The 24,602-nt window shown below is 45.9% G+C and carries 25 protein-coding genes; 9 read left to right on the forward strand and 16 right to left on the reverse strand.

The genetic code is table 11. From position 1 onward, the window contains the following. The first annotated feature begins 129 nt into the window (after positions 1-129). A complete protein-coding gene (gene ytvI, locus QFZ78_RS14850; RefSeq protein WP_307548604.1) occupies positions 130-1,266 on the forward strand; it encodes a sporulation integral membrane protein YtvI in 1,137 nt (378 codons plus the stop codon). A gap of 24 nt (positions 1,267-1,290) precedes the next feature. Here the strand turns inward: ytvI and QFZ78_RS14855 are convergent, their stop codons facing one another. The 8 genes from QFZ78_RS14855 to QFZ78_RS14890 all read right to left on the reverse strand — a co-directional run bounded on the left by QFZ78_RS14855 (position 1,291) and on the right by QFZ78_RS14890 (position 10,529). Next, a complete protein-coding gene (locus QFZ78_RS14855) occupies positions 1,291-1,686 on the reverse strand; it encodes an FxsA family protein (protein ID WP_307548607.1) in 396 nt (131 codons plus the stop codon). A 14-nt stretch (positions 1,687-1,700) separates the two neighbouring features. After that, positions 1,701-2,165, reverse strand: coding sequence for an acyl-CoA thioesterase (locus QFZ78_RS14860; RefSeq protein ID WP_307548610.1), 465 nt, complete (start codon positions 2,163-2,165; stop codon positions 1,701-1,703). A gap of 154 nt (positions 2,166-2,319) precedes the next feature. Then, positions 2,320-4,074 (reverse strand): pyruvate kinase, encoded by a 1,755-nt coding sequence (pyk, locus tag QFZ78_RS14865; protein WP_171691116.1) that lies wholly within the window; start codon positions 4,072-4,074, stop codon positions 2,320-2,322. Continuing rightward, the gene (locus QFZ78_RS14870; protein WP_307548612.1) at positions 4,067-5,041 is read right to left on the reverse strand and encodes an acetyl-CoA carboxylase carboxyltransferase subunit alpha; all 975 of its coding nucleotides are present in this window, start codon (positions 5,039-5,041) and stop codon (positions 4,067-4,069) included. Before QFZ78_RS14870 ends, pyk begins: the two co-directional genes overlap by 8 nt. After that, on the reverse strand, positions 5,031-5,897 hold the full coding sequence (gene accD, locus QFZ78_RS14875; RefSeq protein ID WP_307548613.1) for an acetyl-CoA carboxylase, carboxyltransferase subunit beta: 867 nt from the start codon (positions 5,895-5,897) through the stop codon (positions 5,031-5,033). The genes QFZ78_RS14870 and accD overlap by 11 nt, the downstream gene beginning before the upstream one ends. A gap of 67 nt (positions 5,898-5,964) precedes the next feature. Further along, complete coding sequence (locus tag QFZ78_RS14880) at positions 5,965-6,153, reverse strand: hypothetical protein (RefSeq protein ID WP_028554922.1); 189 nt, start codon at positions 6,151-6,153, stop codon at positions 5,965-5,967. Positions 6,154-6,327: 174 nt separating this feature from the next. Continuing rightward, entirely contained in the window at positions 6,328-6,828 is a 501-nt protein-coding gene (locus QFZ78_RS14885; protein ID WP_307548617.1) for a phosphatidylglycerophosphatase A family protein, read from the reverse strand. A 71-nt stretch (positions 6,829-6,899) separates the two neighbouring features. Beyond that, positions 6,900-10,529 (reverse strand): DNA polymerase III subunit alpha, encoded by a 3,630-nt coding sequence (locus tag QFZ78_RS14890; protein ID WP_307548619.1) that lies wholly within the window; start codon positions 10,527-10,529, stop codon positions 6,900-6,902. Between the two features lie 124 nt (positions 10,530-10,653). On the opposite strand from QFZ78_RS14890, the gene QFZ78_RS14895 reads away from it, so the two are divergent. The 3 genes from QFZ78_RS14895 (at position 10,654) to QFZ78_RS14905 (ending at position 11,872) form a co-directional block, all read left to right on the forward strand. Continuing rightward, complete coding sequence (locus tag QFZ78_RS14895; protein WP_171642929.1) at positions 10,654-10,986, forward strand: YtrH family sporulation protein; 333 nt, start codon at positions 10,654-10,656, stop codon at positions 10,984-10,986. 86 nt (positions 10,987-11,072) lie between these two features. Next, complete coding sequence (locus QFZ78_RS14900) at positions 11,073-11,474, forward strand: sporulation membrane protein YtrI (protein ID WP_307548622.1); 402 nt, start codon at positions 11,073-11,075, stop codon at positions 11,472-11,474. 104 nt (positions 11,475-11,578) lie between these two features. Then, a complete protein-coding gene (locus QFZ78_RS14905; protein ID WP_307548624.1) occupies positions 11,579-11,872 on the forward strand; it encodes a YtpI family protein in 294 nt (97 codons plus the stop codon). On the opposite strand, the gene QFZ78_RS14910 is transcribed toward QFZ78_RS14905, so the two are convergent. From QFZ78_RS14910 to QFZ78_RS14930, 5 genes are all read right to left on the reverse strand, one after another. After that, positions 11,869-13,197, reverse strand: coding sequence for a DRTGG domain-containing protein (locus tag QFZ78_RS14910; protein WP_307548626.1), 1,329 nt, complete (start codon positions 13,195-13,197; stop codon positions 11,869-11,871). The two genes, QFZ78_RS14905 and QFZ78_RS14910, sit on opposite strands and share 4 nt — an antisense overlap. A gap of 179 nt (positions 13,198-13,376) precedes the next feature. Next, positions 13,377-13,664: a hypothetical protein gene (locus QFZ78_RS14915; protein ID WP_307548628.1), complete on the reverse strand. Its 288-nt coding sequence runs from the start codon at positions 13,662-13,664 to the stop codon at positions 13,377-13,379. 93 nt (positions 13,665-13,757) lie between these two features. After that, positions 13,758-14,486: an oxygen-insensitive NADPH nitroreductase gene (gene nfsA / locus QFZ78_RS14920; RefSeq protein ID WP_307548629.1), complete on the reverse strand. Its 729-nt coding sequence runs from the start codon at positions 14,484-14,486 to the stop codon at positions 13,758-13,760. 213 nt (positions 14,487-14,699) lie between these two features. Beyond that, the gene (locus tag QFZ78_RS14925; protein ID WP_307548631.1) at positions 14,700-15,755 is read right to left on the reverse strand and encodes an acyltransferase; all 1,056 of its coding nucleotides are present in this window, start codon (positions 15,753-15,755) and stop codon (positions 14,700-14,702) included. Positions 15,756-15,944: 189 nt separating this feature from the next. After that, entirely contained in the window at positions 15,945-16,280 is a 336-nt protein-coding gene (locus QFZ78_RS14930; protein ID WP_307548633.1) for a YlbF family regulator, read from the reverse strand. 172 nt (positions 16,281-16,452) lie between these two features. On the opposite strand from QFZ78_RS14930, the gene QFZ78_RS14935 reads away from it, so the two are divergent. From QFZ78_RS14935 to QFZ78_RS14955, 5 genes are all read left to right on the forward strand, one after another. Next, positions 16,453-17,829 (forward strand): YheC/YheD family endospore coat-associated protein, encoded by a 1,377-nt coding sequence (locus QFZ78_RS14935; protein ID WP_307548635.1) that lies wholly within the window; start codon positions 16,453-16,455, stop codon positions 17,827-17,829. A 10-nt stretch (positions 17,830-17,839) separates the two neighbouring features. Beyond that, positions 17,840-18,967, forward strand: coding sequence for a YheC/YheD family endospore coat-associated protein (locus QFZ78_RS14940; RefSeq protein WP_307548637.1), 1,128 nt, complete (start codon positions 17,840-17,842; stop codon positions 18,965-18,967). Between the two features lie 99 nt (positions 18,968-19,066). Further along, complete coding sequence (locus QFZ78_RS14945) at positions 19,067-20,431, forward strand: YheC/YheD family endospore coat-associated protein (protein WP_307548639.1); 1,365 nt, start codon at positions 19,067-19,069, stop codon at positions 20,429-20,431. Further along, the gene (locus tag QFZ78_RS14950; protein WP_307548641.1) at positions 20,431-21,558 is read left to right on the forward strand and encodes a YheC/YheD family endospore coat-associated protein; all 1,128 of its coding nucleotides are present in this window, start codon (positions 20,431-20,433) and stop codon (positions 21,556-21,558) included. The genes QFZ78_RS14945 and QFZ78_RS14950 overlap by 1 nt, the downstream gene beginning before the upstream one ends. A 6-nt stretch (positions 21,559-21,564) precedes the next feature. Next, positions 21,565-22,698, forward strand: coding sequence for a YheC/YheD family endospore coat-associated protein (locus QFZ78_RS14955; protein WP_307548643.1), 1,134 nt, complete (start codon positions 21,565-21,567; stop codon positions 22,696-22,698). A gap of 44 nt (positions 22,699-22,742) precedes the next feature. Here QFZ78_RS14955 and QFZ78_RS14960 read toward each other — a convergent pair whose 3' ends face one another. The 3 genes from QFZ78_RS14960 to QFZ78_RS14970 form a co-directional block, all read right to left on the reverse strand. Next, positions 22,743-23,123 (reverse strand): ArsR/SmtB family transcription factor, encoded by a 381-nt coding sequence (locus tag QFZ78_RS14960; RefSeq protein ID WP_373461032.1) that lies wholly within the window; start codon positions 23,121-23,123, stop codon positions 22,743-22,745. Positions 23,124-23,146: 23 nt separating this feature from the next. Next, positions 23,147-24,145 carry a cation diffusion facilitator family transporter gene (locus tag QFZ78_RS14965; protein WP_307548647.1) on the reverse strand — a complete coding sequence of 333 codons (999 nt, stop codon included), beginning with the start codon at positions 24,143-24,145 and terminating at the stop codon, positions 23,147-23,149. 201 nt (positions 24,146-24,346) lie between these two features. Then, positions 24,347-24,571, reverse strand: a complete 225-nt coding sequence (locus tag QFZ78_RS14970; RefSeq protein ID WP_307548649.1) for a spore germination protein — start codon at positions 24,569-24,571, stop codon at positions 24,347-24,349. Between the last annotated feature and the right edge of the window lie 31 nt (positions 24,572-24,602).

Here is a 24,602-nt window from a genome sequence, read left to right on the forward strand (position 1 = left end):
GTGCTCTACACCGACAATGCAGAATCCCCTGTTTTAATATATGAAGATTTTGTAAAGGTGATGTTATTTCCGTATTTATCCATGATCATGTTACAATGAAAAGACTTGAAACAAGGAGAGAAAAAAATCATGGGTATCCTGAATCCACGTTTAGTTCACCAGATTTTCAGGGGCATTTGGGTGGCACTAATTATTGTTCTAATTGGACTCGCTTTCTACTATGTAATCCCACTGATTTACCCATTTATTTTCGGCTGGATTCTAGCTCTTATGCTTAATCCCCTTGTGAACTTCTTCCAATTCAAGGTAAAATTGCCGCGCTGGCTTGCCGTGACCTTATCCATGTTGTTATTTCTTGGTGTCATGGTTACAGCCATAACCTTACTTGTCGCGAATATAGTCGTAGAATTAGGTTCACTTGCGGATACCTTGCAGATTCAGATTAACCGCTGGGTGGAGCAATTCAATGTTTTCATTAATTCTACAGCTTTCCAGGATTGGATTGAACGTATTAATGATTTTTTTGAAAATAACCCGAAATATCAAGAAACTGTCAACAACAATTTATCTTCGACAGCAGGCTCCATTGCCGACGTGAGTAAGTTCATTATTGGCTATGTATTTGATACTTTGAAAAGATTTCTAACTTCTTTGCCGAATATCGCAACCATCACCATTATTGTTATGCTCGCTACCTTTTTCATTAGTAAAGATTGGTATCAGCTTATCAAACGGTATAAAGGGATCTTCTCCGACATGATCGTGAAGACTACCCAATTGATTCGGACCGATTTGCAAAAAGCACTGTTCGGCTACATGCGCGCCCAACTGATTCTTGTTTCGCTAACCGCTCTTGTGGTCATCATTGGCTTGTTGGTCTTGCGCGTTGACTATGCCATTACCATCGGCTTATTAACAGGCTTAGCAGACCTGATGCCTTATTTGGGGACAGGTGCGGTCATGGTGCCCTGGATCTTGTATGTATTCTTTGCGCAAGGAGACTTTTTTCTCGGAATCGGCCTCAGTGTGCTGTATGGCGTCATCGTGATTGCCAGACAGATTATGGAACCTAAGGTGCTCGCCTCCTCAGTCGGATTAGACCCTCTGGCTACGTTAATCGCCATGTTCGTTGGATTGAAACTATTCGGACTCCTCGGGCTTATTGTGGGACCTGTGACTCTCATTCTGATAGCTGCGTTCTATCGCGCAAGAATCTTTCATGATTTGGCGGCTTACATACAAAAAGGCTCGGTTCCTCCCAAATAGGCGGGGTGACCGAGCCTTTCTTCTTTATCTACGCTTTATGATATTGATTCCGCCTCTGCCGATTTGCTTTTGAATCAGTGCAAGCAGCATAACCTTGAAGATCGGTCTCGTGTAAGGAAAAACAAGTAGAAATCCTAAAATATCCGTGATAAATCCCGGTGTAATTAACAAAATGCCTCCGATGAAAATACAGATTCCATCTAACAAATGCTGTGCCGGCAGTTGGCCCTGAGACCACTCAAACTTGGCATACTCCAGCACCTTGCGTCCTTCCCGCTTGGCGAAATAGGCACCAAGGAAGCCGCTTATAATAATTAGCGCGAATGTTGTCCAGCCGCCTACAAAATGCCCAAGAGTAAGTAGAAGCGTAATTTCTATGGCAGGCACTAGAATAAAAATGGCAAGAATAATACGAAACATAAGCTCAGCCCCTTTTATGAATACTTAGCTAACAGCTGCCATAATTCTGGCGCTTCCTTCTCTATACGTACTGGCTTCCAAGAAGGATTCACCCAAACGTGATGAGTTGCACCCGTCACAAGTAATTCCCCGGTAGGTTGTGCAGCCGAATCTACGGTTAGCGTCATCATTTCTTCCGAAACTTTACGAATTTCATAGGCAAAATGGAGCCGAACACTGCTCATGTCAATCACTCGCGTGTTCACGCAAACCATATCATCATAACGAGCAGGCTTCTTGAACTTAATCTCCGCTTCAACAAGCGGCAGCAACAGCCCCTTCTCCTCAATTCGCCGGTATGGGTAACCAAGCTCCCTGATAAGCTCGGTCCGCCCAATCTCGAACCACGTCAAATAGTTGGCATGGTACGCAACCCCCATTTGATCCGTTTCTTCATATCTCACACGAAACTGATGCTGATGCCAGCGCTCCTGAGTCATGATGATGTATTCCTCCAATAACAAGTCTTAGAACAATTATAACACAGCTAGGACTAGGGATGGGTAATGCCGAATGTGTACTCGTTTTGTTTTAGAAGTGCTATTAAAATAAAAAAAGAGTGAAGCCTAATAATCGCTTCACTCTTTGCTATACCTACAGAACGCTCGCTTGACCAGAGTAGATGACGCCAACTTCTGGATAGATAGAAACTTCTGTGCCATCTTTGATTAATTCCACTGCGTTCTCAACGCCTACAATTACAGGAATTCCAAGGCTTAAAGCGACTACTGCCGCATGGGAAGTGATTCCGCCCACTTCGGTAATCAACGCTGAAGCTCTTTGTACAGCTGGCATATATTCTTTGTCCGTCGATACCGTTACAAGTACTGCACCGTCTACCATTTTCGCATTCGCTTCTTCTGGTGTACGAGCCGTTACAACGATACCTGTAGCTGTTTGCATGCCGATACCTGTTCCTTTGGCAATCATCTCACCTACGTGATGAACCTTGATCAAGTTCGTTGTTCCGGAGCGACCAACAGGTACACCTGCCGTAATAACAACGATATCACCTAGAGATACGATCCCCGTTTTAATGCTGCTTTCTACCGCAAGGTTGAACAGCTCGTCCGTCGTTTTTGCTTGCACGCCCATCACCGGAATTACACCCCATACAAGGGATAAGCGGCGAATGACTTGCTCGCTAGGCGTAACTGCGATGATTGGTGATTTCGGACGGTATTTGGATACCATTCTAGCTGTATATCCACTTTCCGTAGCTGTTAAGATCGCTTTCGCACCCAACTCCAAAGCTGAGTTAGCTACCGCTTGAGAAATCGCTTCAGTTACAGTAACTTGCTGCGCTTGCGCTTGACGAAGGAAAATTTCTTTATATTCCAAAGCCGCTTCCGCACGCTCAGCGATACGAGCCATCGTTTGCACGGACTCAACTGGATATTTACCAGCAGCGGTTTCACCGGACAACATAACAGCATCCGTTCCGTCAAACACCGCATTGGCTACGTCACTTGCTTCAGCACGCGTTGGACGCGGGTTACGCTGCATCGAGTCGAGCATCATCGTTGCTGTAATAACCGGCTTACCTACGATGTTACATTTTTTGATCATTTGTTTTTGAACAACAGGAACATCTTCAGCTGGAATTTCAACCCCAAGATCCCCGCGAGCAACCATCAGACCATCGGATACTTCAAGGATTTCGTCTAAGTTGTCAACGCCCTCTTGGTTTTCGATTTTACTTATGATTTGGATGTGTGAAGCATTGTGTCTTTCCAACAATTCACGAATTTCCATAACGTCACTTGCTTTACGAACGAACGAAGCCGCGATGAAATCTACGCCTTGCTCGATACCGAAGACGATATCATTAGCATCTTTCTCCGTGATACCCGGAAGGCTGATTTTCACACCTGGTACGTTAACGCCTTTTTTACTTTTAATCGTTCCGCCATTAACAATGCGGCACTCGATTTCGGTTCCACGAATATCAACAACCGAAAGGCCAATCAAACCATCATCGATTAGAATGGTAGATCCAACAGCAACGTCCCGCGGCAGATTCGAATATGTAACTGAGATACGATCTGCATCACCCAAGATTTCTTCTGTTGTCAAAATGATGTGCTTGTCCTGAACAAGCTCAATAGGCTCTTCTTTCAATTTTCCCGTACGAATTTCCGGTCCTTTGGTATCAAGCAAAATAGCTGCTACTTTGCCTGTCTCAGCGGATGCAGCGCGTAGGTTGCGGATACGTGCGCCGTGCTCCTCAAAATCTCCGTGGGAGAAGTTAAGACGGGCAACATTCATTCCCGCTTCTAGTAGTTTTTTCAAATTCTCTTGTGATTCGCTTGCAGGTCCAATGGTACAGACAATTTTCGTTTTACGCATGGTTTCCCTCCTGAGTGAATGTGAACCGGCCGATCTCTCTAAATTTGCGGTAACGGTCCTCGAGCAGCTCCTGTTCGTTCATACTTAGCAAATGCTGAAGCTGTTCCCAGATAGCTGTTTTGATCAATTCTGCTTGTGCTGCTAAATCCCGGTGAGCGCCACCTTTAGGCTCTGGAATAATACCGTCGATCACTTTAAGCTCCAAGATATGATCCGCAGTAATTTTCATGGCTTCTGCCGCGTGTAAAGCTTTGGAAGCATCTTTATATAAGATGGAAGCCGCGCCTTCGGGACTAATAACCGAATAGATAGCATTCTCCAACATTAATACCTTGTTACCTACACCTAACGCGAGTGCGCCACCACTGCCGCCTTCCCCAATAACAATACAGATGATCGGCACACGAAAAGAGGCCATTTCCAGTAAATTTCTGGCAATCGCTTCTCCTTGGCCGCGCTCTTCTGCAGCATTCCCAGGGAATGCCCCCTTGGTATCAATAAACGTCACAATAGGACGCTTAAACTTGTTCGCTTGACGCATCAAACGCAGCGCTTTACGGAACCCTTCCGGATGCGGACAACCGAAGTTACGAGCAATATTGTCCTTCGTATCTTTCCCTTTTTGATGACCGACAACCGTAACCGGAATGCCGTTCAATTTAGCTAGTCCACCTACAATCGCAAGGTCATCCCCATAAAGGCGATCGCCATGAAACTCTATGAAATCCGTGAAAATGGTTCCAATATAATCAATCGTTGTTGGCCTTTGCGGATGGCGAGCCAACTGCATTTTCTCAGCAGAAGACATATTCGCATAAAGCTCATCTTCGAGTTCAACATATCTTTCTTCCAAACGGCGGATTTCCTCTGAAAAGTCAATTTGCTTCTCTGCGCCAAAAGTACGCAGTTCCGCAATCTTCTTCTTTAGTTCCGCCAGCGGCTGTTCAAACGGCATTTCACCCGCCATAAGTCGCCTCCCCCTTCACTCCGTGCATGTCTAACAGCTTGATTAACGTAGGACGCATATCCTTACGGCTCACGACCTTGTCGAGCTGACCATGCTCGAGATTGAATTCAGATGTCTGGAAATTGTCCGGCAGCTTCTGTTTAATCGTTTGCTCAATAACACGACGGCCTGTAAATCCAAATGGTGCAGCCGGTTCAGCAATAATAATATCGCCTAGCATAGCAAAACTCGCAGATACGCCGCCGAAAGTCGGATCTGTAATAATAGAAATAAATAATCCGCCTTCCGCGCCGAGCTTGGACAAAGCAGCGCTTGTCTTCGCCATTTGCATCAAGCTTAGAATGCTTTCTTGCATACGAGCTCCACCTGATGTGGAGTAAATGATAATTGGAACTTTCTTTTGAGTTGCAGCTTCAACCGCTCTGGTTATTTTTTCCCCAACAACGGAGCCTAGTGATCCACCCATGAAGTCAAAACTCATAGCCGCAACAATAACCGGATAGCCACCAATCGTACCTTCACCGGTCATAATTGCATCTTGTAATTTCGTTGTGCTCTTCGCTTTATCTAATTTATCTACGTAGTCAGGGAACTCCAAAGGATCCTCGGAGATCATGTCAGCGTCGTATTCCAAAAACTGACCTTCATCGAGCGTTAATTGGATACGTTCGGGCGCGCTTAACCGATAATGATAGCCACAAGCTGTACAGACTTTTAGATTCTTCTCAAGCTCTTTGCTCGTTTGGATCGTACCGCATTTCGGGCATTTATTCATTAAACCTTCGGGAATATCCCGTTTTGTTTTCTCGGAAGGAATCGTTGCATATTTACGCTTTTGAAATAAATCCTTTAGCACATTTCCACCTCTACTTGGCTATTATCTTGAACTTCTGACAAGCCACGTTACTTACTTCTACTTTTCATTATCTATGTAAAATAGAATTAAGCACTTCCTGTACTTCCTCTAATTCGCCTTCAGGTACGACGATTTCGAACTGATTTTTGGATAAAGAGATACCCCGAACTTGTACGAGAAATCCTTCTTCCGTCAGCCTCTGTTTAATCCGCTCTGCAATCTTCGCGGTAGGAGCTATGTATATCACCGTCCACATGAAAAAAAAACCTCCTATGACGTGCAACTACATGGATTAGGGCAAGTTAGCAACGATGATAATTAACATCCTACATAAGCATAGGCACACACAATGGAATAATGATATCATAATTTCTCTTTTTCCCGCAACAGAGCACGTTCATGAAAAAAAGTGAAGTCTGAACTATTTGAGCTAGTCCAGACGTAATTTACTGCTATAATCAGGCGCATGCTCATTCTGATGAGCGATTCTGGCTGAAGCGGCTGCCGCCAAACCACAGATCAAATCATCCAGAAAAACATGTACAGAACTTCGATCATCATTCAATGTTCGAATAATACCCATTTTTTCCTTATCTAAATAGCCAAAGCTAGTCAAGCCAATCATACCATATACATGAACAATGCCTAGGGCCAGAGTTTCATCGACGCCGAACAGGGGTTCATCCGCTTCAAGAATCGATTGCAACGGTTCGGGCAGTAGTTTTTTCTCAGCCAATTCATCAAGAGCAATGCCCGTATACAGCGTATACTGCACTTCCCGCTTGGCGAGAACAGCCAGCACACTCTCGATACACTCTTCTTGCGATAGTTGATCATTATAGGGCCTCTGCAGCTTGAACACAATTTCAGAGATTTGCTCTACCGTTACACCGCGTTTTTGCAGTAACTGGATCATATGTTGTTCAGTCATAAGTCTCCTCCTACGCATGTATTAAGCCCCTGAAATGCCGGGTTCCTATTCATATGCGAAGGATGCACTCTTTATTTCACTCTGACCGAATCTTTACCCATGATGGTCTCAATCATACGGAACAAATCCTTCGAAGGATCGACCAAATATTGGTCGCTCAGGGCCAAGAGCTTGTTGCTGCTTTCGTAGAAAAGCGCAACCGCGAGCCCACCCTTGTGCAGCTTCAGCAGCGCTTTCAGCTGCAGCAGCTTATCCGGCTGCTCGCAGTCAGCCGAGATCTTGACGAACACCCGCTGCGCCTTCGGCTCCGCAGCGTTCGTGCGCGCCGGCTGCGCCGCAGCGCGGGACTCCTGGCGGCCCGCCGCAGGGGCCGCCTGTGTGACAGCGGCGGGGCTGCGTGCGCCGCCTGAGATGGCAGCCGTGCGCGCTGACGGATCGCTGACTACGTCAGCTGATCGCCTATGCGCCCCTGGCTGCCGGCGGAGCCGCTGGACGCCCGCAGGGTCGTCCAGCGCGACAAGCTGCTCCGCGAGCAGCTTGGGCGGGTCCTCGTCCTGAAGCTGCAGCTTCGCCCGGACGAGGACGAGTCTGCCCTTCTGCACGAGCGGAGCCGCATTCTTCCAGGTCTCGGGGAACAACACCACCTCTATCCTTTCGATACGATCCTCCAGCTCCATGAACGCCATAGGCTGCCCCTTCTTCGTGACGATCGTCTTATTCGCGAGGATCATCCCCGCTACAAGAACCTCGCTGTTATCAGGCAGCTCGCCTAGCTGATGAAGCATAACCGCTTCGATCTCCCCAAGCTGCTCCGCATAGGCATCAAGCGGATGTCCGGATATATACATGCCGAGAAGTTCCTTCTCGAGCTCCAACTGTTTGCTCTGCGGCATCGGAGGTATGTTCGGAACTTCCACCTCCCAATTCGGTTCTTCAACGAAGCCGAAGAGGTGAAGCTGCAGATCATCCCGTTCCTTGCGCCATTTGGTTGCGGAGGCGATGGTTTCATCGAGAATAGCCATCAGCTGGGCGCGATGCCCGCCTAGCGTGTCAAAGGCTCCACCTTGAATGAGCGATTCAATTACTCGCTTATTACATACGCGTAAATCAACACGTCTGCAGAAATCAAGCAAGCTCTCGAACTGTGACTGTTTCCGTTCATTAAGAATAGCATCGATGGCTTGAGTGCCTACATTTTTGATCGCAGCAAGTCCGAAGCGGATCGCCCCGGCCGCAGGATCCGGTGTAAATACGGTTCCGCTGCCATTGACATCAGGCGGCAGCACAGCCAATTTCACCCGTCGGCATTCATCCACATATTCGGCTACCTTCCGATGATTCCCCATGACAGCCGTTAACATAGAAGCCATAAAATAGATCGGATAGTGCGCTTTTAAATAAGCTGTTTGAAATGCCAGCACCCCATATGCCGTTGCATGCGCACGCGGGAAACCATAATCAGCAAAACGCACGATCATATCATAGACATGATTAGCCTCATCGGCGTTAAAACCTTGACGCAAGCTGCCCGAAACGAAATGTGCCCGTTCTTCATCCAGCACTTCCCGCTTCTTCTTTGACACTGCTCGTCTTAACAAATCTGCTTCGCCTAAGCTAAAACCGGCCATTGATGAGGCAATTTGCATAATTTGCTCTTGGTAGACGATAATGCCGTACGTATCCCGAAGGATAGGTTCTAACGTAGGATGCGGGTAAACAACCTCCATCTGTCCGTGCTTCCCAAAAATGTACTTAGGTATAAACTCCATCGGACCTGGACGGTACAAGGCCACAACGGAAATAATATCTTCAAACACTGAGGGCTTCAAGTCCTTCAACACCTTGCGTACCCCAGATGACTCTAATTGGAAGACACCCGTCGTTTCTCCCTTACTAAGCATACCGTAGGTTACAGCATCCTCATCCATATCCAGCACATCAAAGTTGAGTCGAACATCTTCCATCTGTGCAATCCAATCAACCGTTCGTTCTATAATAGACAGCGTCCGCAAGCCGAGAAAGTCCATCTTTAACAGTCCGATGGCTTCCAAATGCTCCATCGTATACTGGGTAAGAGCTGTCTGTGCCGTCCCTTCTTGGAGAGGGACATACTGCGTTAACGGTTCTCTGGAAATGACAACCCCTGCAGCATGCGTTGAAGCATGGCGCGGCATTCCTTCAACACGCATCGCCATTTCAAGCAACTCTGCTGTCTTGGGCTGTCTGGCGACCAGCCCCTTTAAATCAGAACTAACCTGCAGCGCTTCCGATAAGGTCATTCCTAGTTGATTCGGAATTGCCTTAGCCGCACGGTCAACATCCCCATAGGGTACATTTAACACACGCCCGACGTCCCTTACCGCAGCTTTAGCCGCCATCGTTCCGAAGGTAATAATTTGCGCGACATGCTCGTGCCCATATTTGGCAACCACGTAGTCAATCACTTCATCCCGGCGTTCATCGCTAAAATCGATATCAATATCCGGCATTGTAATCCGCTCTGGGTTAAGAAAACGTTCAAACAGCAGCTTATATTTAAGTGGATCCACATTCGTAATGCGCAGTACATACGCAACTAGACTTCCGGCAGAAGATCCCCTGCCCGGCCCTGTCATGATACTCTTTTCGTGCGCAAAACGAATAAAATCCCATACGATCAAGAAGTAATCGGAGAAACCCATTTTCTCAATAACGCCTAACTCATACGTAAGACGTTCTTCTGCTTGTTTCCGCAGCGGTGAATCCGCTGTATGCCACTCTGATTTAGCAGAATAACGCTGTTCCAGCCCCTGCACACAGAGCTTTTGCAAATATTCACCTGCTGTAAGGTGATCTGGAATCGGACGAAAGCTAGGCAAAATCGATTTACCGAACGTAAGTTCGAGTTCACAGCGTGAAGCTACAACACTCGTATTCGTAAGCGCTTCGGGGACATGGACGAATAAACGTTTCATCTCCTCTTCGCTTTTCAAATACATCTGACTTGTCCCCATCTTAAGCCGATCTGTATCCTCCACTGTTTTGCCTGTTCCAATACAGATGAGAATGTCCTGCATCACATGATCCGGTTCAGTCACATAATGCACATCATTCGTGGCAATTAGCGGGATTCCGGTTTCTTTACTCAGCTCGATCATTGAGATCATCACTTTTTTCTGTTCAATCATCCCATGATCTTGAATTTCCAGAAAGAAGTCATCGCCGAAAATGTCACGATAACGCTCCGCCGCTTTTTTGGCTTCGTCGTGACGATTGTGAAGCAAATGCTGGGAAACCTCGCTGCCTAAGCAGGAGCTTAGACAAATAAGTCCCTCTGAATGCTTGGCTAAATGTTCCAAATCGATGCGCGGTTTATAGTGAAAGCCCTGTAAGTGCCCGATTGAGCAGAGCTTCATTAAATTTTGATAGCCTTGAAAATTTTTGGCGAGCAGAATGAGGTGATAGATCGGCTGTTCCTGTCTAGTTCCTTTATCGCGAATAGATCCCGCTGTGAAATAGACTTCACAACCAATAATTGGTTTAATGCCTCGCTGTTTGCAGGCTTTGTAGAAGGCAATGGCGCCATACATGACACCGTGATCCGTCAATGCCAGAGAGGTCATGCCAAGATCAGCCGCTCGGGAAACAAGCTCCTCCATACGTGCTGCACCGTCTAATAAACTGTATTCACTATGAACATGCAAGTGTACAAACGAACTCATCAGCATGTCCTCCCTTCTTTCATTTTATTCCTTGTATTTTATCATATTGGTGCTAGGCATTCCCATACATTAAGTATAGAGAGTTTGTCCTCTTTAACTTAGCCGGAAAGGAAGCGATAAGGACATGTATGTCTTTTGGGCAAATATTATCGTGTATTTCTGTATTGCATTCGGGGTCGTATTTGGAGGCAGCATGTTAAGTGGAATAGCAGCCGTGCTCACGCTTCAATCACCGACGGAAAAAATGCTGACCATTGCAGAAAACATTAAAATCTGGGCCATGGTAGCTGCTGTTGGCGGCACGATTGATCCTATACGCTATATTGAAAGCCATGTAGCTATAGGGCATTTGAATCCCGCTATTAAGCAAATCGTTCTGATTATTGTTGCCTTTATTGGCGCGCAGATGGGCACTTCACTCATTCAAATGATCTGTAAAGGGGGCAATCAGCCTTGAGGATCCCTCCTTTTGCCCGATATCAACGTCTGCTTTCGAGCTTAGGACTGATGCTTTCGGGAGCTATCATAGGGAGCGCAATCTATATGAGCATTCATCAGTATAACTACACGCAACTATATGTGGAGATGCATAAATATTTGCAAGAAAATCGTGATTTGCGTGCCGATATTGACAGCTTAAACAAGACAAAAAATAAGCAATCCTTAATTAATGTCGTCAACGTACACTTGGTTCAGAAAAATCAGGAAGAACTCATTAGTGAAGATATTCAGAAAGAAATTGAGAGCGATATTAAAAGCGAGCTCAAGCTCGTTATTGGCCAAAAGGCCGCGTTCGTGCGGGACTCACAGCCCCTTTATGAAAGAATTATTACCCAGCGGACCTATATATTGCATGATAAAAAATACGTCGTTGAGGTCAAATCCATCATATTGATTCAAACCGAGCTGACTGTCTGGATTACGGCCCAAGAGAAACGAACATAACCGCCTTGAGGACTTTTTAGGTGATAGAGGTAATAGAATATTGCAATCTTTCATTAAAATCGCTAAAGTAAACAGTAAACTCGCCTAAAGGACGGATTAACCAGATGTTCGCCATTCAAATCGCTTTATTCTCCCTTATTTGCATACTGCTGGCGCTATCCTTGTATTTCAGCTTCCGGTCTCGACGTGAAACGGATGCGGCCAGACGCGGTTTATTCTCGGCCCGCATGAATATTTGTATGGGTTTGATGCTCGTTCTGATTGCCATCACCCAACTCTTCTTCTTTAGTGAATCCAGCTTTCGCCGTATCTTTGGCACCGTGCTGGTCTTGCTAGGTCTGTTCAACTTATTCGCCGGCATTCGCAATCACGGGCACTTCGATCGCATGCTGCGTTAAATGACTTGAGCGGTTAGCATCGCTTTGGAAACCAAAGTCCCAGCGTGATAAATTTCTACATCTATTTTGCCAAACTTACGGCTCACCTCAATGATGGTGGGCCGTATTTCTATTTTGGAGTCAATTTGCAGCGGTTTTAAGAAATAGGTCGACATATTGTCCATGACAAGATCCCCCTTCTTATGTTCTTGCACGATGCGATAGGCTGCTTGGGTCATCAATGTTGTAAGAACACCTTCCGATACCGTACCCAAATGATTCGTCATCTGTGGGGTGATAACGCCATGAAACTGCAGTGTCCCCTTCTCGTCCCTAACTTCTTCCAGTCCAGACCAGATTAAATCCTCGAACGTTTCACCATTCTGCGGCTGCTTCTGAATATACTGCATGGCTTTCAGCACATCGCTGCGATTAAGCACGCCAAGTATTTTGCGGTTTGTATCCACGACTGGCAGCAGTTCAATGCCTTCCCACACCATCATGTGAGCCGCTGATGCTACCGAAGTTTGTGGCGTTACAGTAAGCGGACTGCGCGTCATAAGCTTATCTACCGTTTGTAGAGAATTAGCACCCACCATATCCTTCGAGGTCACAACACCGATAATTCGGTTCCACTCGTCTACGACAGGAAAACGGCTGTACCCTGTATCCTCAGACATGCGCTGCCAATCCTTCAGTGTACTATTTGCCTTAAGGGCATATAGGGAAGCACCTGATGCCAGGATGTCCTCCACAAGCATTATCTTCTTCTTGATCAAACGATCGTATATGGCTCTATTAATCATGGAGGCAACTGTAAATGTATCGTAGCTGCTCGAAATAATGGGTAGTTCCAGTTCATCTGCAAGGACTTTCACCTCTGTACTGGTGTTAAATCCCCCCGTGATGAGCACACCTGCGCTTTGTTCCAAAGCACAGATATGGGCACGGTTGCGGTTACCAACGATAAGAAGGCTGCCTGCCTCAATGTAGCGCATCATGGCATCTTGTTCCATCGCGCCGATAACGAACTTGTGCAGCGTCTTATGGAGTCCCTTTGAGCCACCGAGCACTTGCCCATCGACCATGTTTACGACTTCAGCAAAAGTGAGCTTATCAATGTTCTGCCGCAGTTTTTTCTCGACTCTAACAGTTCCGATTCGCTCTTTGGTCGAGACCAGACCTTGATTCTCGGCCTCCTTAATAGCTCGGTAAGCCGTTCCTTCACTGACTTCCATGTTCTTGGCAATTTTGCGAACGGAGATCCGGCTGCCCAGCTTTAAGCTTTCAATATAGCGTAAAATTTGTTCATGCTTCGTTAACGTATCCACGGATTGTGTATCCAACTGTTACACCTCATTCGCTTCTTCCTGTATTACTCTGTACTACTAGTATAATCGTTACAGAGCGCAAGAACAATGAGATCAGCTTTTCCTAAATAAAAAATCCAACCCTATTGGATTGGATGCTTTATTTGTATTATAGCAAACATACGTTCGTTGTCAAAATGGAAATCTCTTCTTCGCTACTTCTTGAACTGCAGAAGTTTCCGACGACCTTGAACAAGCTGCTCCAACTGCCATTTCTTCATCCGATTGATGCGGTTTAGCTCTTTGCGCTTCTCTTCATCCACACCAAGTATTTGATGCAAATGAGAGGCTGTCACAAGCAGGGCCATCACGACCCAGATGACACTAAATACCATAGGCAGCGACCCTACGTCTCGAAACTCCAATTGGGGAACGGAGTAAAATAGCATGCCTAATGCTAAGCTCATGTAGACGACATTTTTAAAGCCTTTCAAAATGACCACTCCTTTCGCTTTAGATAAAAAAGAACCTATCTCATCCTATTTTCATTGTATGAGACAAGTTCTTTTTATATGTTCAAAGCGAAAGATTAAGGCTTACTCAACCTCGAAACCCTGGGAGCTTAGGAAGGGTTTCATGTGCTCTCTCGGCCGCTGCGCTTTGGCGGCCATATCCTTGGACCAGGTCGTATCGACCTTGCCATCGGTACGAACCTTCATATAGTCGCGGATGCTCTCGTCGTAGACGTCGACCGCTCTTTCGTTATCCGTATACCGATCCTCATGGTATACGGCTTCTCGCGGGAGCCGCGGCCTCAGCAGCGGCTCTTGGTCCGGCATACCGATGCACATGCCGAAGACCGGGTATACCAGCTGCGGCAAGCCTAGCAGCTGGGACACCTCAGCGGGCTTATTGCGCAGCCCGCCAATATACACCACGCCGAGTCCAAGTGACTCGGCGGCAATGGCTGCATTTTGCGCAGCTAATGCAGCGTCTACCGTGGCAACGATGAAATTCTCAGCGTTGCCAGTAACCGGGGTGTCCCCATGACGGTGGACAGCCTGCGCGTATCGATGCAAATCCGCGCACCACACTAGGAACAGCGGACACTCGCTGACATAAGCTTGATTGCCGGCTAGCGCGGCAAGCTGGTTCTTCAGCCCGTCATCCGTAACGTGGATAACGCTATAGGCTTGCATATTGCTGGATGTAGATGCCGCTTGAGCGGCTGTCAGAATAGCGTCCAGCTGTTCCGAGCTTACTGGCTCATTCGTAAACTTACGAATGGAGCGATGATTTTGCAATAAAGAAATGATTTCGTTCATCCATCAACAACCTTTCTTCTATATGTAGCATATATTTAGAAAGTCTCCACCGATATGGTCGACAAACTGTCATGAGCTGAGCAACCTCGACTTCATTAAACCAGACTGTCCAACAATCCGTCTCTGCAATTATCCGATACCCGAGAGGAATTTTCAAACACATAACGTAAACAAACAAACAAAAAAAGACCCACCATCTGGGTCTTTTTCCCTTCATATTGACAACACTTTTCTTACTTTTCTATATAGCAGCGTGAGTACCCACGGTATCGCAACAATCAGCACAAAAACGATCCCATTATACACGTTAAAAAGTAAAATCGAGCCAGGCATAGTTACTTTGTATTTCCATAGGGATAACAACGCTGGATGCATCAGGTAGACACCAAATGATACCGAACCTAGCGAGACGAAGAAGCTTGCCACTCTGGTTGATTTTTGGAGAAGCCATTTCGCGATCCAGATAAAGCTTACACCGATGCTAATGCTATAGAGCAGCCATAAAATTTCGTACCACGTATTTTCAAACTTATATCCTTTTAATCCCAATTGGTAAAGCATCACATAGGCCAAACCACTGAGGCATGCAGCTGGCAGCACCCAGCCTTTGTTCCGCTCCATCCAAGAACGAAAGGCACCGTAGTTCATGCCAATTGCACCGCCCACGAGGAAATACCCGAAGTACGTGATGCAAAGCTCTGGTTTATGACTAATCGTACCGAACCAGTGGCTGTAAATGTAAACGCCTGCTTGAATGGCTAGTCCCCAAAGCGCCAGCGTTCGGCGAAACCATGGCGCATTTCTAACAGCCCAAACTAGCAGCGGAAACAGCAGGTAAAACTGTACAATAATAATCATGAAATACAAATGATAGCCGGAATCAGCCCATTTTAACTGTTCCAGAAAAACACGTAGATCAATTTTAATCGGGTGCCCCGGCGTCCAAAGCCAAGGATTATATATATAGTAGAAGAAGGACCAAACGATATAAGGAACTAACACTTGGCGGACACGTTTCCAGTAGAAAATGCCAGCCTGTTTCGCGCTCCACTTATCCGTATAAATGTAGAACAATACAATGCCACTCAAAAAAATAAAAACCGGAACTGCGAAATAGCTTATTTTGTTAAAAAATAAAATGATTAGTTCGGTGCTGCTCCCCTTCAAAGCCGGATCCACTGTCCAGTCAGCAGTAACATGAATCAGAACGACTGCAAGGATGGCGAAGGCTCTAACGATATCGAGCTCCGTGATTTTTGCTTTTGCCATAACGGTTTCAAGTCCTCTTTTCCTAATAAATACCCTTTTACTATAGACAGTTTCGAGTTATTTCGCAACAGCGAGCCTAGCATAAAGGTATCCTTCTCTTAGATTGTTTACTAAAAAAAGAGTGCAGCCCAAGAGTAGACTTCTAGACGAATAGACCGCTAGACTTCTCTACGAGGGATACACTCTTTTTTATTTCAACATTGCTTCTAACGGCTCAGCAATAATCCGCTGCACATCTTCCAGTACGATAGACAGTCGGCGCTCTGCGTCGAATAATTGGTTAATACGTGGATTGAGAGCAAGCTCCTCATAGAGTTTCTGCAATTGTTCCATATCTTCTTGCGGCGGCATGTCGCCCCCAGCCATTTTCTGCTGCAGCTCATTTTGACGATTGCGGAAATCTTCCAACAAGCTCTTACTGGATGCATCGCCGTTAATGATGGAGCGGAACTCCTTCATATCCTTGTATTCACGGCTCTCCTTAATTGCTTTTGCCAATTCATAAGCCTTATCATGTACATTCATTTTATTTCCTCCTCATTTTTCATTTGTTACGGCCTAAGTACTTTCTCAACGAATAAAAGGGCACTTTCGGACAGATGCCTAGGCACCAAGGGAAATATGTCCTCATATGATGGAGTAGTTTACTTTGCTTAAGCAGCAATGCCATTTTTGATGCTGGAAGGAGTGTTCGCTATTGACCCGGACGAAAGTTGGAATATCCATTCAAGGCACCAGCATCTATTTGGATGATCGGACCGTTGTTCTAAGTGAAGCCATTGCAAAAAAATGGAAAGTTCCGTCCAATCAAACGATTACTATGCGATTTGGCTCTGCCAAGCAGGATGTCAAAATTGTCACTGCCTCAACGACCAACAGTTTACGTGTAAACCCTGCTCTCGCTTCCAAAATTGGTCTTCATCATGGGGCTCAACTCAATCTCCATTATAGGCAAAACACAAGCACCTTGTCGATCGGACCCTTGATTGGCGTAATGATTAGCCGGGTTTATGCTAGCTCAAATGATCGTCCATTCGGTGCTATCACCGCTTTTTGTAAAGAAATGACGAACGCATGTGACCTTTTTGGGGCTATTGTGTGCTTTTTTCCGCCTGATGAAATGCGTGCCAATGCCCAAACTCTAACCGCGTATTCGTATTCCAATGGTTCCTGGAGCAAAAAAACGTTTCCGATTCCCAATGTTATCTATAATCGACTTACCTCGCGCAAATATGAAAACATGACCAATGTTCAACAATTCATGAAAGACGTCAAAGCTCGCCATGCCACTGACATCTTTAATGAGAAATATTTGAACAAAACGGAAGTATTCGAGGCCTTGCGCAAAGATAACACCCTCCATGGATATTTACCCGAATCCTATCTCTTCAAAAACTATCAGATGTTGAAATCCATGGCCGCACGCCATCCGGTCTTATTCCTTAAACCGATTACCGGAAGTTTAGGTAAAGGAATCATTCGCATTCGCAAGGAAGCAGGAGATGGCTTTACCTGTCACTTCACGAACCTCGCTGGGGCTCGCAAACAATCTTTCTCCTCGCTAACCGCTGTGTTTCAGGCCTTATCCGGCAAGCTCAAAACACAACGTTATCAGCTACAACAAGGACTCGATCTCATCACTTCCGACGGTAATCCTGTTGATTTCCGAGCTCTTGTACAGAGGGGAGCCCTAGGGCAATGGGCCATAACGTCGATTGTTGGCCGAATTGCAGGAACGCAGCATTTTGTCTCTAACCTGGCTCGTGGCGGCAGTCTTACGACCGTGCCTGGAGCACTTGCTAAGTCATCGTTTTCGTCAGCTACACGTGTCTCAGTCTTGGGACGATTGCGCAAGGCTTCCCTAGACATCGCCAAAGGGATTGAAACACAAATTCCCAATCATTTTGGTGAGCTAGGAATCGACCTTGCTGTAGATAAAACGGGGAAAGTTTGGTTGCTCGAAGTGAACTCCAAGCCGTCCAAGGATGATAATACCCCTCTTAACAATGAACGGAAAATTAGGCCGTCTGTTAAACAAATCGTGCAGTATGCGCGTTTTTTAGCGAAGTTCTGAGGGTGAAAACATGCGGTTAAGCTCAACTCGTCCCTTGTTAGGGATCATGGTGACGGAACAGAATCGAAAGCTGCCTTTTGCAAGTTCAGACTTTTATGAGCATCTCACTTCTTATGGTGATAGCGAGGGTCTCGACGTGTTCGTTTTCTCACCGAATCGTATCGATTGGAAGCAAGAAATGGTGAGAGGTTACACCTACCTGAGGGAAACACAAGAGTGGATCATGAAACTCTTCCCTCTACCTTCTCTTATCTATGATCGATGCTTCTTTAGCAGCAAAAACAGCTATAGGCAGTACCGTTACCATGTTGGCAAGCTGCGTGCGAAACCCCATATTCGTTTTCTCGGTTATGGTTTGAGCGGAAAGTGGGAAGTGGGTCAGATCCTACAGAAAGACAACGCATTGCAGCTCTACTTACCTCAAACGAGCATGCTGTCAAGTGGCACCCAGCTAAGAAAATGGCTTCGTACAAGGAGCGACGTTTTCCTCAAACCACAGGGTGGCAGCCAAGGCAGAGGTGCATTGCACATTCACAAAATAAGCACAATGGACGATAACAGCTCTTTTTATATAAAAGGGCGCGATGCCCATAATCACCCCATAGAGCGTGATTTTAAAGACTTTGATTCGTGCTGGTTTTGGCTTCGCAACCTAATTGGTATGCGACCCTATCTGATACAAGAATACCTAACTCTCCATTCAACAGAGGGAATGGCTTACGATGTACGTTCCCTTGTGCAAAAAAACGGCCGTGGGCAATGGGAAAGTACCGGCATGGCCGTACGTATTGGCAAACCTGGAAGCATCACCTCCAATCTACATGGCGGAGGCACAGCTGAAGATGTGACCTCGTTCCTTACCAAGGAGTTCGGTGTCTCGAAGGCACATGAGCTTATTGCCACACTCGATATGCTTTCAAGCCGAATTCCCCCTTTTCTGGAAGCTCATCATGGGCGACTGGCTGAGCTTGGTATTGATCTAGGGATTGATATCTGTGGTCGCGTGTGGATTCTTGAAGTGAACTCGAAGCCGGGCAGGACGATTTTCAAACGAATGCGTAACGAGAAAGCAAGCAAGAAATCCATTGCAAACCCTATACATTATGCTGGATTCTTACTCCACAAAAAGCTGAGTTGAGTTTGGCTTTGCTGGTATGTGCCAAAGTAGGCAGAGGTCATATCTGCCTGTTTTGACACGGAAAGCCCCGTAGGGCAACAAGTTTAGGAGGGTAACCTAATGAGTTTGACAACGTGTATGCTCCACGCCGTACAACGAACAGATAGATCGGTCTACTTAACAAGTGAACTCGTCAAAGCTTTACGGTTAACCGGCAATAAATCGATAACTGTAAAGGTTGGCAGTAAAAAAGCGACCCTACCGATCCGTCTGATCAAAAAAAGTGGTCAGCATATGTACATTCCGCTTTCCCTGATGGCCTCCTTACGCATTCCTCGAACAGGAAGTGTGTTCGTAGCCAGTAACAATAATAAAGAACTTCGCATCGGTCCAGTCATTGGTATCTTAACCAACGTAATGAGCGGTACATCACCATTCGGTTCAAAAACAGGATTCATTCGCCAAGTCATGAGTACAGCCTCATCGAAGTCCTTCGCTTTCGCTTTCAGCCCCAGCAGCGTAAACTGGACTCAAGAAACCGTTACAGGCATTATTCCGAAAGAAGGCGGAGGTTGGATACGCAAAACATTCCCATTGCCCGATGTTGTCTATAATCGGCTGTCTAGCCGCAAAGCGGAGAAATCAGCAGGGATGGAGGGCTTTAAGGACCGATTTGTTCGAAGAGGGATTCCCCTCTTTAATTGGAGCTTCTTTGATAAATGGGACGTTTACAAGATGTTAGATGGCGATGATGCTTTCCGCTTCGTCCCAGAATCCCGGATCAATCCTTCTGCGGATCAAATTAAGGAAATGCTGGATAAACACAAGTTCATTTACTTGAAACCAACGGCTGGATCTTTAGGCATAGGTATTTTCCGTGTGACTTATAACCCTAAGCGAGGTTACTTCGTTCGCTATCGCAAAGCTGGTAAAAATGTTCTCATTCGTTATGGAAAATTCGATGGTTTGATGCAAATGCTTGGAACTGGACGTGGTCGGCTAACGAACTACGTGGCACAGCAAGGGATCCGTCTCATTGAAATCGATAGCTGTCCGATAGATTTCCGCTTCCATTTGACGAAGAACGGCAATAACAATTGGGTGGTAGCAGCGATCGGGGCGAAGAAATCAGGCAAAGGCAGTGTTACCACCCATATCCGCAATGGCGGTCAATTGATGACGCCCGAACAGGTACTGCGTCAAATCTACGGCACTCGGGCGGAGCAAGTGCTTACCAATGCCAAAGAAACGGCTATTAAGCTCGCCGAGGGCATCGAGAATAACTATAACCATTTGCTTGGAGAGCTCGGATTCGATATCGGGATTGATCAAAGTGAGAAAATCTGGATGTTCGAAGCCAATGCCAAACCGGGGAGATCCATTTTCAAGCATCCCTCTTTGAAAGAAGGGGACGTCGCTACCTTACAAAATATTTACGAGCACTGCCTCTTTTTGAGCCGCTTCCGCTCAAGGAGGGAAAACTAATGGGATTCTTCCTGCATGAGATAAGACAAAAGCCTACTCTTGCCATTCTTACCATTAAGGATAGTAAGCGTGTATTTCGCGGCAATTTGGACAATTTCCGGGATTTAATTCAAACTGGTGAACGACTTGGTGTTGATGTATACATTGTGACTACGAAGGACTTCACCTTATCCAGCCCCGAAATATATGGCTATCGCTTTAATGACGAAACCAGAAAATGGAGCAGGGAACTCGTTCCCGCTCCACAAGTCGTATACAATCGTATTCCCTATCGCAAGATGGAAATGAAGCCTGAGGTCCAGCAAACCATTCAAGCATGCAATCGCAGCTCCAGCATCCATTTATTCAATCCTTCCTTCTTCAACAAATGGACCTTGTTCGGATGGTTAAATAGTGCCAAAGAAAGCAAACCTTATATGCCCGATACGCAGCAATTGAACTCGGCTAATGATCTGACTCAGCTACTGCGTAAGCATGCCGTTCTCTACTTAAAACCGGTAAAAGGTAAAGCAGGGAGAGGTATTATGCGCATTGATCGATTAACTGCTGCTAAGGGCCGCAGTAATTACCGGCTGAGCCGTCAAGATGATAAGAAGATGGCTTATAGTTACCACAACTCCACGGATGAGCTCTGGAATGAATGGAATAAACACCGTGGTAACCATGACTACATTGTGCAGCAAGGTATCGCATTAACAAGATACAAAGATCGTGCTTACGATTTACGCGCATTGATCCAGAAGACGTCCAAAGGTGCCTGGAGTGTGTCTGGTATTGGAGCCCGTGTAGCAGGTAGAGCCAGCATCACGACACATGTACCTCGCGGCGGGTCAATCGACGAGCCACGCAAACTGCTTACGAGTGTATTTGGTGCCACGGAAGCCAAAAATATTTTGACGCGAGTTCGCAAAGCCGCTGTTACACTCGCTGCGCAAATTGAAAGGTCATCCGGCAATCAACTTGGCGAAATGTCTATGGATATTGGTGTCGATACCGCAGGACATATCTGGTTCTTCGAAGCTAATTCGAAACCAATGAAATTCGATGAACCCAAAATTCGTCAAAAATCACTTGAACGCATTATCCGTTACAGCCTTTACTTGATCAATCATGGGAGAAGAAGGTGATTATGCTTGTCTTCGAAACGACTGGGCGTACTCGCTATTTATTTAAGTAAAACACGGCTCGAAGAGCTATCTTACTTTCAGCGGCTAAGTAGGGAAGGAAAGAAACTTGGTGTTCAAGTTGAGGTATTTACCCCGGATGACGTGGAAGGTGACAACGCTGTTCGTACGCTGACGTATGATTTCGGTCTGGGGAAATGGATTCGCAGGCGTACTTCTTTTCCCCCTATTATTTATGATCGCTGCCGGTATAAAGCGGCGGCAAATTATCAGATGCTCAAAGCATTTCGTAATCGGCATGCCAAGCTTACCTATTTAAGTAAACCTTTAGCTAACAAATGGTCGATGCATCAAACCCTATCAGAGAATGAGAGCATCCGCCCCTATTTACCTGCTACTGTCCGATATAGCTCCGTGCAGGAGCTGCTGAAGTTTCTAAAGAAGCATAAGCTAATCTATGTAAAACCGAAGAATGGCACGGGTGGAAGAGGCATATTACGAATTGAACAGCTCGGTTCTGATCTTTATTTATTACAAGGAAGGAATCAGCAGCGAATCATCATCGCTCCATTCCGCGCTACGGAAAAACAGCTTGCGATCAAACTGCATACCCTGAAATTGAGCCCCGATTATGTGGTTCAGCAAGGAATCCAGCTAACACTGAGGGATGGCCGTGTGCATGATTATCGTTTGCTAATTCAGAAAAATGGCCGTGGCGAGTGGGAAGTGACCGGTTGTGCGGGCCGTATTGGTCCTCATCGCAGCATCACTTCGAATCTTCATGGCGGCGGAAGTGCAGTAACCCAGGATAAATTGTTAGCCTACCGTTTTTCTTCGGAAGAAAAAATAGATGCAATTAAGAAAGAGATGAACAGCTTTGCGCGTAAGCTCGCTGACTATTTGGAAAGTAAATTCGGTAAGTTGTGCGAGTTAGGTATGGATATTGCCGTAGATCCCAAAGGAAATGTTTGGCTGCTTGAGGTCAATCCTAAGCCATCACGAGAAGTATTTCGCAAAATTGGTCAACATTCGATCTATCAGAAGGCGGTTACAAGGCCACTTGAATATGCTGTCTGGATGATGAAACAAAAGAACGTAAAAATAGAAGAACAAAAATCGGAAGAAAAAAAGGCCGAATCATAATGCAAGCAATCGGAAGCGTCAGCTAAAGACTAGCAGCTTCCGGCCTACATATGCTGAAGATGCCCCAAAGTTTGAACAAAAATTTGTTCAATATGGTCATCGTCTAGCGAATAAAAGACCGTTTTCCCCACTTTACGTCTTTTCACAATGTGCAAATCCCGCAAGTAGCGAAGCTGATGTGAAACAGCCGACTGCCCCATCGCAAGAAGCGTTGCAAGATCATGCACGCATAGCTCCCTTTGCTGCAGGTAATAGATCATTTTAACCCTTGTCGGATCTCCTAACGCTTTGAATACCTCCGCAATCCCTACCGCTTGCTCCTCCGTTATTTGAGGTTCCTGCCTAAGCTGTACCGAGCCAACACCTGTACAAGTACATGTGTCCTCACTTTCACTTGCTTCTATCCATATTTTTTCCAAGATCATCCCTCCTTAGCGATTTACTTTAGCTATACTTTTAATTCCGGATGGGCGTTAGTCGAGTTTTCGATTTGAATAGTAGCATGAGTGATTTGAAATCGTTCCTCTATTTGATGAATAGCTTTCTGGAGGACTACCTGACTATCATGATCATCCGCAATAAGTAAATGGCAGCTCAGAGAATCAAGACCTGAAGTAATCGTCCAAATATGTAAATCATGTACATTAATAACACCATCAATGCTCTCCAGCACCCGTTTGACATCCCCATATGATACAGTGGTCGGAGTTCCCTCCATCAATATATGAATCGTCGATTTCAGGACGGTCCAAGCACCCTTAAGAATAAGTAGAGACACAATGATACTAATGATTGGATCAGCCGCATACCAACCGAAGATCAGCATAGCTCCACCGGCAATAATAGCTCCCACAGAACCTAAAGCATCACCTAGAACATGCAGATAAGCGCTGCGCAGATTGAGATTGCCATGCACATCCCCTTTACGCATAAGTGCCCAAGCACTAAGTAAATTCGCCATTAATCCGACGCATGCAATGAGCATCATTGAACCACTGGCAACAGTAGGAGGATCCATAAATCGCCCAATTGCTTCCCAGATAATGAGCCCTGCTATTAGAAATAGTGTGACAGCGTTGAATAGAGCCGCTAAGATTTCAATTCTATGAAAGCCATAGGATTTATGAGCTGAAGATGGCTTGGCTGCGAACCAAAGGGCGGTGAGACTTAATAGAAGAGAGCCCGCATCACTTAACATATGGCCTGAATCCGAAAGCAGCGCCAAACTATTGGTCCATAAACCGCCTGCAAACTCTAAAATCATGATACTCGCTGTTATACATAGCGCAATAAGGAGTCCCTGTTTATTTCCGCTGTGCCCATGGTGGTGATGACCATGATGATGTCCATGGTGAGCGTGATCGTGTCCTTGGCGACCCTCATGACCGCTGCAATTAGAGTGATCTTTGTGTTGATGTGATTGTACGTCAGACTCATAATGCTGCATGGAATTCCCTCCCTGTCTCTAACCCTTTAGAATGGAATGATGCTATTGGATTTATTCATGGCATCACTATATATGAGCATTTACTCATATATCCATAATAGTAAGTTAAACAGGCTAATGTCAATATCGTTTCTTCAAAAAAAAGATCGATTCATTTGCTCAATATTACGTGAGCTTGAATCGATCTAACAAATCTAACTGCTATGTCCCTGTTGCGGCTTTGTTCGCTCCAGCCTCTATCCCATCCGGGTCAAACGTGATCGTCGCACTAAACAGCGTATTGGATACCCCGAAATCTCCTGTTATTGCACCGCCGCTGCCGGCATACGATTTGGATGCACTTGTCGGAGCAATTACGCAAGTATCGCCATTTACCAGACTTCCTTCATTCCTAATAACGTTGAATACTCCTATAAAAGAAGGCATTTCTGATCAGCACCCTTTATCTATCAAAGTT

The organism is Paenibacillus sp. V4I5, from assembly GCF_030817255.1.
In the GTDB taxonomy this organism is placed as follows: Bacteria; Bacillota; Bacilli; order Paenibacillales; family NBRC-103111; genus Paenibacillus_E.